An 8,673-nucleotide genomic window follows, 5' to 3' on the forward strand; every position below is an offset into this window, starting at 1 on the left:
TAAATCATTATATATATTAAGAATAAGACAAATAAAAATAAAAAGCATGGGAGCTATACAAGATTTGAAAATTAGACTTCAATGATAGCTTTAACATTGGAGACAGCTGTTTTAGATTGTTTGGCTCAATCTTTTTCCTGTTTTCTCCGTATCTTGTAGAAGAGATAATTTTATAAAAAATAGAAAGTAATGACCATCAAAGAACAACTATTGGTAGATATAATAAAGTTGAGTAATCAGAAATTACTTAGCCGTTTGTATGCTGCTTTTCAAGAAATTATAAAAGAAGAGAAGAGTAGAGAAAGCAAGCAAAACACATTTGAAAATCCTTTTGAAAATTGGAAAGGAAGTTTCAAAACCAAAACAGTAGAACAAATTTTGTCGCCTTCTTATATTTACACGCCAGTAGATAAAAACGAAATTGTAGGCTGTTGGGAGGGAGAAGAAACAACAGAAGAACTTTTAGCTATGATAACAAAATAAATAATGAAATACGTAATTGATACAAATATTTTGATTCATATCGTTAGGAGTTCTCCTACATGGGAGTATGTAGATATGACCTTTGAACCTTTTGACTTTCCCAAAAATGAAACTTATGTTAGCTTTGCTTCTGTGGCTGAAATATTAGCAATTAGCTTAAAGCTAGGATGGAAAGAGAAGAAAATCATTAAACTATCAGAATTTCTATCTAAGCTAGAAATTATAAATACATCTGGAAATATAGATGATAAGTTGTTACAAAATTATGCTATAATTGATGCTTATAGTCAAGGCAAACTAGAAAATTTGCCATTACCTAAAGGCATGTCAGCAAGAAATATGGGTAAAAATGATATTTGGATTGCTGCTACAGCTAGTGCAATAGAAGCCTCCCTACTGACCACAGATAAAGATTTTTTACACCTAGATAATGTATTTTGCAAAGTTATTTTAGTAGAATAAACATCAAATTTATTTGTGAACTATATAGATGAAATATTGGATAACAGCTCTATTCCTGACCGTCTCAACCATAAGCTTTGGGCAAACCATTGAAACAGGTAAATTATGGAGAACAAAAGGAGTTTATGATTCTTTAGGTAAATTCCTTGAGTGGAATAAGGTACTGTATTTTTTATACAGTGCTGATTCTAATACGTTTTATAGCTTGGAAATTGAACATATATTGAAGAAAAAAATAGCAGGAGATTCAAGATTTTATATATCTGAGATAATTACTATTGAAGACACATTGTACCTAACTGCTTTAGAAGGAAAAAAACATAAATTTGGAAATAGAGGAGTTATGACTATTCACTCAGAAGATTCACTAACTATAAGCTATGGTAGGGAAAATGTATATTCTTATGTTAAACTAAATTATGAAGTAGATTCTGTAATGGCAGATGAGACTTTTATTCAATCTTTTGAAGGTGCTAATAAATACAGAATAACATATCAAGACAATAAAGATTTTGAAGCAATAATTAATTATGAAATTATTAATTTTAATGGCTTCATATTTTTACAAGAAAGAAGTGAATATATTACAAAAATAATCACAAAAGTAAAGGAAGGAGAAGCACATTTCATAGAAATAGACTATCATTTTGAAAACAAAGAAGGAAAATTAACTAAAATCAAATAATTCAATATATTTATCTTCAAAATTCGAAAATCCACTAAGTAGGCTTTAATTCTACTTAGTGGATTTTTGTTAGTCAGATTTTTTTAAGATTACTTTCCCATTTGTCCTACAAAAGTAATTTCATCTACATCTTTTCTAGGAGATTCTGGTGTTTCTTGCTCTTTCAAGTTATCTGGGAGTTGTTCTTTGTCTCCTAAATACCCTATCGCCACAAAAGTAACAGGCTCGTAATCGGCTCTAATATTCAGACTTTCTATAGTTTTCTCTTTATCATAACCTGCCATGTGATGCAAATAAATATCCATTGAAGTGGCTTGAAGGCTTAAATTTCCCATAGCTAATCCGATGTCGTGCCACGAGTGTGCGTTGGGTTTACCATTGTTTGAGAAGCTCTTTTTGGCTACTGTTGCTACCAAAACGGCAGCATTTTTTGCCCATTTTTGATTAAATTCAGTTAAACATTCAAGAAGTAAATTGAAGTTTTGAGTATCTTCTCTGTGTGCATAGACAAATCGCCAAGGCTGTTCATTATAACTAGAAGCTGCCTTTCCTGCTGCTTTGAAGAGTAAGTCTAAGTCTTCTTCAGAAATAGATTTTGAAGAAAAAGCTCTTGGACTCCAACGTTTTGTAATATTAGGCAAAATAGATTTTGACATAAAAAATAGTTTTAGTTGAGTTTAAAAAATGAATACCCTTTTAATTAAGAGTGTATGGAAAATGTTTTGTACGTCTGAAATTGGATAGCAAGAATGGCGTTTTATGAAAAAATATTTGTGGGTTTAAAAAAAACTATATAGATTTATAATCTAATTTTATTCAAAATAAAAAAAATAAAAAATATGAAAAAGACTAAAGAAAGCAAAATCAATGTCTTAAAATCATTAAACAATACATCAGTTTTAAGTACGAAGCAGTAGGTGAAAATTAAAGGTGGTTCAGAATCAGAGGACTCAGTAAATTATTCATATGGTCATCCTCTAAATGGTGCAGACTTTTGGCCCTTAGCTAATTTTGCTTTTTAGGCTATCAAAAGTAATCAAAACATAGAATATAACTTCTTAAATTAGAATAATGTTCTAATTTGAAAAGTTATATCTATTCTACTAAGCTTCTATTTTGTTTTTTGCAAATAGAAGCTTTTGTATGTTTATACATTTTGTGTTTTTTTATATTAAAAATGATAAGTGAAAAAATCATATTCCACAAAATAATCAAATCTATGCCTTTAAATAAAACTCTGTATATATCTATCTTTTTATGCTTTATGCCTGTACTTTGTTATTCTCAAAGTGAAGATATTTCTCTTGCAGAAATCGATATTCAAAATAGGTTTGTAGAGGATTTATATGAAACGAAGCCAGAAAAAGCTTTAGAAAAATCAGAAAAATTACTTCAACTATCAGAAAAGAAAAAATACAAAAAAGGACAGGTGTGGGCTTGGTTTGGAAAAGCTCTTTACTATGAAAAGATGAATAAGTATTCCGAAGTATTAAAATATATTAACAAAGCTATAAAGATAAGTGAGTTGGATACTATAAAACACAATACAGCTAAATTATATCTTTCTAAAGGTAAGTATCTTTCGAAAAATGGAGAAATGGATTCGGCTATAAACAGTCTCATAACAGCAGAGAAAAAAGTAAATTATTTAGAAAAAAAAACTAAAGTAAATGTACAATTTGAAATTTATAATACTTTAGGAAGAAGCTATGAAAGAGTTGGAAAAATAGAAAAAGCGACAGAGTATTATGTAAAGGCAGTAAAACACGCTCAAAAAAATGATTTTTATAGAGGAGAAGGTACTGGATTATTTAATCTAGGTTATATATATGAATTAGAAAAAAAATATGATAAAGCAGAAGACTGTTACAAACAAAGTATAAAAGCAAGTCAAAGAGCACAGGACACTTCTTATATTGTATATAGCAATGTATATTTATCAGGGATATACTCAAAAAAAGAACTGCCAAAAGAAAGTCTAAAATATTTGAATTATGCTTTGAAATTAGCTAAAGAACACCAGAACAAAAAAAGTTTAGGGTTTGTATATTTTGAGTTAGCAGATTATTATATGAAGTCTAATGATTTAGAAAATACGATACTTTACTTAGAGAAATCAAAGAGAATAGATATAGAGAATAACGATATAGAAGGTGTAGTATTAAATTACTTTCAAGCAACAAAAACATATATAAAATTCAAAGAGTATGATTTGGCAATACAAAAAGCAAGGCAAGGTTTAGAGAAAGCAAAAAAAAGTGAATTAAAAATGTATGTCATGGACTTCAACCTTGCTATCTCTGTGATTGAAGAGCAGAGAGGTAATTTTGAAGAAGCCTATAAAAGTTACAAAATACATTCAGAGTTAAGGAAATCCATTTTGAACGAACAAACTGTAGAAAAAATAAATGAACTCCAAACCCAATACGAAACAGAAAAAAAGGAACAGCAAATCACAACGCTAACTCAGCAAAATAAAATTCAAGAATTAGAAGTTAGAAATTCATATTATACTATTGCTGTTTTGGTAGTGGTGGCGTTGGCTGTTTTGGTGGTAGTTTGGGTATTCTTCAGACAGAAAAATATTATAGAAAAGTATGAAAAAGAGCAAGCAAAACTACGTTGGAGAAGAGCGCAGCTCAACCCTCATTTCTTTTTTAATGTTCTTTCAGCACTTCAAACTCTGCTCTATGAGAAAAGAGAAGGCGAAGCTATAGAATATATTGCAGGTTTTTCTACACTTATGAGAACAGTTTTAGAAGAATCTAACAAAGAAAAAAACTCACTTGAAAAGGAGATAGAATTTTTGGAAACCTATCTATCTTTAGAGCAACTTAGTCTAGACTTTGACTATGAAATTATCCTTGAATCAGACGATATAGAAGTGGAAGATATTATGATTCCGAGTATGGTATTACAACCTTTTGTAGAGAATGCTATCGAACACGGACTTCGAAAGTCTGTAAAAGGAGAGAAAAAAATAACTATTAAAGTCATAGAAAAAAGCCTTGATACTTTAGAAATATCTGTTAGAGACAACGGAGCAGGAAGAAGTAAAGAACGTAGGAAAAATCACGTTTCAAGAGCCTTAGAGATTACTAACGATAGAAAGAAACTTATGAAAGATGCCTTCGATTATCATATCATAGACCATCAAGACGAAGAACAGAATCCAACAGGAACAGAAGTTGTCTTTACTCTAAAAATTTGATAAGAATAGGCTGAATTATTTGCTTTTAAACAAATTTTACTCAAATTTTGTCTAGTCATAGTATTCCCTAATACAAACTCTTTAAAGACATAATGAATATTTTCATCGTAGAAGACAACCCTACTATAAGCCGATTTTTACTACAAGTGATTCCTACACTAGACCCAAGCTACAACATTGTTGGTACGGTTGATACTGTAAAAGGAGCTTTAGAGTTTTTACGAAATATTCAACCAGATTTACTTCTCTTAGATGTAGAATTGCCTGATGGAAAAGGCTTTGATATTCTTCAAAAATGGAATCAAGAAAATCAAAAAGAACGTTTTGATGGAAGTGTAGTTTTTGCCACAGCACACAATCATTATGCGCTACAAGCCATAAAACATAGTGCTTTAGATTATTTGGTAAAGCCTATCAATGTAAATGAACTAAAAACTGCTCTGAAAAAAGCCTTCGAAAATACAGAACAACTGAGCAAGCAGTTTATGAACGATAAAATAGAAGTACTGAGGCAAAACATAGAAAATGTACAAACCTATGGAAAAGACTATCAGAATCAGAAAATTGTTCTTTCAGATGCAGAGAAAATATATTTGGTAGCGATAGAAGATATTGTTCGATGTGAGGCAGAGCGCAGCTATACTTCTTTCTTTTTAAAGGAAGGCAAACACATTACTATTTCAAAATCTATCAAGGTTATAGAGGAAATGCTCCCTGAGAGTATTTTTTATAGAGTACATCGTTCTCACCTGATCAATCTTACCTACTTCGATTTTTTAGATAAAAAAGATGGAGGTACAGTTTACTTAAAAGACGGAAGTACTCTGCCTATCGCTATCAGAAGAAAAGACACCCTCATAGAACGACTGCGCCAAATATAATTATTGGTGTTGGTGTAATCTCCTTTGTTTTTAACAACGTGCTGACTAGCTTCGTAAATAAAATCCCACACTTCGTATAGAAAACCTACACGCTTGTTGAAGTGCTAATTTTTTCTGCCTTTTAGCCTGTTTCTTTGTGATAAGTAATTGATGAAAAGCTCACTAAGATAGCTTAAGTAGCTTCTTCTGAGAAAATCAATTTCATTTATATCAAACTACGTGTAGCTAAAAAAATTAGAGCAATCACATCAAAAAATTATTTTTCATTTTAATTATAACTATTACGCAAATGAAATATTTAGTTGTATCAGTCATTATGACTATTGTGTTAGGTCTTTTTGCTTTTAAAGCAGCAGAGGAAAATGTCAAAAGTCAGAGCGAAGCCCTTGCAGGCATAGACCCTAATCAAGAATATGTAACTTATAGAGTAAACCAGAATGAAAATGGCTATTCATTCGCTAGACAGAGCTATGCCAATAAAATCACAGAAAAGTCAGCAGAAAAAACTCTTCCTAACAAACATTTTCAATTAATGGTAGAGATAGATAGCCGAGATGCTTCTTTGTATCTTCCAGATAATATGGCTTTTCCACTTGCTTACAGACCTGCTATTTATGAAGGAAACAAACAAACCAAAGAAACAATAGGCTATATTCCTTCAAAAGTAAGAACAGGGATGAATGAGTCTCGCCTTGTTTTTTTAGATGGACTTATTTATAACCTAACACAATATTATGGTCCTGAAAAGTATTGGGTTTGGAGCGTCTCTGTACCTAAAGGATATGGAAAAGAAGCAGGAGCAGAAGAAGAGACTGGAGGAAAGAAAAAGAAGATGTCATTGAAAGACAAACTCAAAGCAATGAAAGATATGGCTACTTCTGGAGGAGATGCTGCAACTAAAAAGTTGGTAAGTGAAGATGCGATTGGAAAGCTGGAGGCTTATATGAAAGCAGCAGCAGCCAAGCAGAAAAAAGTGGAAGCAGCGTGGGCAAATTCTAAAGAAGGTAAAATCTACATAGAGGGAATGAAACTAAAACGAGATGCTTGGGCAAAATTTGTAAGAAAAGATAGAGAGGAATACTTCAACTCTGAAGAGTATAGAAGAATTGTGGAAAACAACAGATTAGCAGATGCAGCTAGAGCAGAGAGTGCAAAAAGTGAAGTGGTTATAAAAAACACAGGTACTCAAAGCATTTGTGTGTCTCATTCAGGAGGCTCTCGCTCTATTAGTGCTGGTGGTTCTGCAAGTTTTAAATGTGATATGGACATATCCTATTGTAATGGAGGACTGATTGTAGGAGCAGATCAGCATTGTGGAGGAACTGTTACCATTCAATAATTCAAAAAATATTTAAGGTAGTTCGCAACACGTAGTAGTAGTAGCGATATTTAAAATCCCTCTGAATTTTGGGGGGATTTTTTTTAAAAATTTTATAACCATTATACGAATAACAATGAAAATAATTAGTTTATTCTTGCTTTTGTTGTTCTCTCTTGATTTAGATAATTCTAAACAAATTAATTCAAGTCAGCCTAAACAAGAAAATGTTATTAATGATACAAACTTTGTTTTTGGAGAGTACTTCAGTAAGTATATAAAAAATACCTCTCCGACAGTTAGAGTATCTACAAATGGAATGTTAGTAGGATATGTGTATAGAATAACACCAATAGAAGAAGGAGGAAAAGCATTCAAAGGCAACTTATTAGAAGACCTTCAAAAGCTATCAAAAAAAGCAATTTTACAAGGTAACGGTCTAAATAATTTAGCTAAAAGTTATTTGTCTCCCAACTCTTATTATAATTACCGTGTGGGAATAACAGGTGAAAGAGCTTATAACGACTTTGATAGCAAAGGCTGGTGCAGATATATAAAGGACATAAAAAATACTATTTGCAAAGTAGAAAGAAATTGCTTAGACGGAATAATTATTAGTGTATCTGAATATTTATATGATGTCAATTTAATTGTTGAAGTCGTTCCATTATATGATCCATCTACCGTTATGGATGCTAACGGTTGGGCTAAAAAAGATATAGACTACACAAAAAACATAATTCTTGCTGCTGCTGAGCATAAATATCAAGGCAAACTTTCACAAAGCGAATTAGATAAATTATCACTTTGTGTTATAAATAAACTCAAAAGTTCTTACAAATCATCTGAATTTAGTCAACTTCTAGTGGATACAAATGGACAAGCTCTTTTTGACTTCATAGAAAAATGTAAGTAAACCTATATATTTTATTTTAAACCTAAATTAATTCTAGTTATGAAAAATGTATTTTTATCATTAGCCTTTTTAGCCTCTGTTTCACTTATAAGTTTTACTTCGCCTACAAGCAACAATACTAGTAAAGGCTCTGAAACATTTGCTCCAAAAGGGTCTTTCAAAATTTTAAACGATACTGGTAGTAAACTCAGTATTTACACAGGTTCTGGTTACGTAACGCTCAATAATGGAAGTTCCACGAGTGTAAGCTGTAACACAGGAAAAAAAGTCTATACAGCCTCTAAAGGAACAAAAGATGACTTTCTTTTTGAGATAGAAAGCAGTATGTGTGGAACTACGGTTCGCCTCTCAGACTACCTATAATTTTACTCAAAATATAAATCTTTATTTATTACATCTCATCTAAAAATGAGATGAGGTTTTTACAACTTTTACTTTTTATAAAATAATGAATCAAAAAAGAATTTACTTATCACTTTTATTTTTCCTATTCGTCTCTTATTCACAAGCTGCTATCATTTATGTAGATAATGATTCACAGGGAAATAATACTGGACATACATGGGCAGATGCCTATCACGACCTAAGTACAGCTCTCACAAATGCAAACTTTGGAGATGTTATTCGTATAGATAAAGGTACTTATATAGCTCCTAATGGTGGCTTTGTATTGAAAGATGGTGTCAAAATATATGGAGGCTACAATGTGAGATATAA

General features: G+C 31.3%; 10 protein-coding genes. 9 read left to right on the forward strand and 1 reads right to left on the reverse strand.

What is annotated here, in order from left to right:
- The first annotated feature begins 189 nt into the window (after positions 1–189).
- From QZ659_RS15595 to QZ659_RS15605, 3 genes are read left to right on the forward strand one after another with little or no spacing between them, the layout of a single operon-like run.
- A complete protein-coding gene (locus QZ659_RS15595) occupies positions 190–483 on the forward strand; it encodes a hypothetical protein (RefSeq protein ID WP_291727125.1) in 294 nt (97 codons plus the stop codon).
- Between the two features lie 3 nt (positions 484–486).
- Entirely contained in the window at positions 487–945 is a 459-nt protein-coding gene (locus QZ659_RS15600; RefSeq protein WP_291727127.1) for a type II toxin-antitoxin system VapC family toxin, read from the forward strand.
- 28 nt (positions 946–973) lie between these two features.
- Positions 974–1,630 carry a hypothetical protein gene (locus tag QZ659_RS15605; RefSeq protein ID WP_291727129.1) on the forward strand — a complete coding sequence of 219 codons (657 nt, stop codon included), beginning with the start codon at positions 974–976 and terminating at the stop codon, positions 1,628–1,630.
- Positions 1,631–1,719: 89 nt separating this feature from the next.
- Here the strand turns inward: QZ659_RS15605 and QZ659_RS15610 are convergent, their stop codons facing one another.
- Positions 1,720–2,286, reverse strand: a complete 567-nt coding sequence (locus QZ659_RS15610; RefSeq protein WP_291727131.1) for a nitroreductase family protein — start codon at positions 2,284–2,286, stop codon at positions 1,720–1,722.
- Between the two features lie 608 nt (positions 2,287–2,894).
- Between QZ659_RS15610 and QZ659_RS15615 the strand changes: the two genes are divergently transcribed.
- The 6 genes from QZ659_RS15615 to QZ659_RS15640 all read left to right on the forward strand — a co-directional run.
- Complete coding sequence (locus QZ659_RS15615; RefSeq protein WP_291727133.1) at positions 2,895–4,841, forward strand: tetratricopeptide repeat protein; 1,947 nt, start codon at positions 2,895–2,897, stop codon at positions 4,839–4,841.
- A gap of 92 nt (positions 4,842–4,933) precedes the next feature.
- Positions 4,934–5,722 carry a LytR/AlgR family response regulator transcription factor gene (locus QZ659_RS15620; RefSeq protein WP_291727135.1) on the forward strand — a complete coding sequence of 263 codons (789 nt, stop codon included), beginning with the start codon at positions 4,934–4,936 and terminating at the stop codon, positions 5,720–5,722.
- Positions 5,723–6,011: 289 nt separating this feature from the next.
- On the forward strand, positions 6,012–7,061 hold the full coding sequence (locus QZ659_RS15625) for a hypothetical protein (protein ID WP_291727137.1): 1,050 nt from the start codon (positions 6,012–6,014) through the stop codon (positions 7,059–7,061).
- Between the two features lie 115 nt (positions 7,062–7,176).
- Positions 7,177–7,956 (forward strand): hypothetical protein, encoded by a 780-nt coding sequence (locus tag QZ659_RS15630; protein WP_291727139.1) that lies wholly within the window; start codon positions 7,177–7,179, stop codon positions 7,954–7,956.
- Positions 7,957–7,995: 39 nt separating this feature from the next.
- Complete coding sequence (locus QZ659_RS15635) at positions 7,996–8,319, forward strand: hypothetical protein (RefSeq protein WP_291727141.1); 324 nt, start codon at positions 7,996–7,998, stop codon at positions 8,317–8,319.
- Between the two features lie 85 nt (positions 8,320–8,404).
- Positions 8,405–8,673: hypothetical protein (locus tag QZ659_RS15640; protein ID WP_291727143.1), on the forward strand; the 269-nt coding region annotated here is incomplete at its 3' end.

Source organism: Bernardetia sp. (assembly GCF_020630935.1).
Lineage (GTDB): Bacteria > Bacteroidota > Bacteroidia > Cytophagales > Bernardetiaceae > Bernardetia.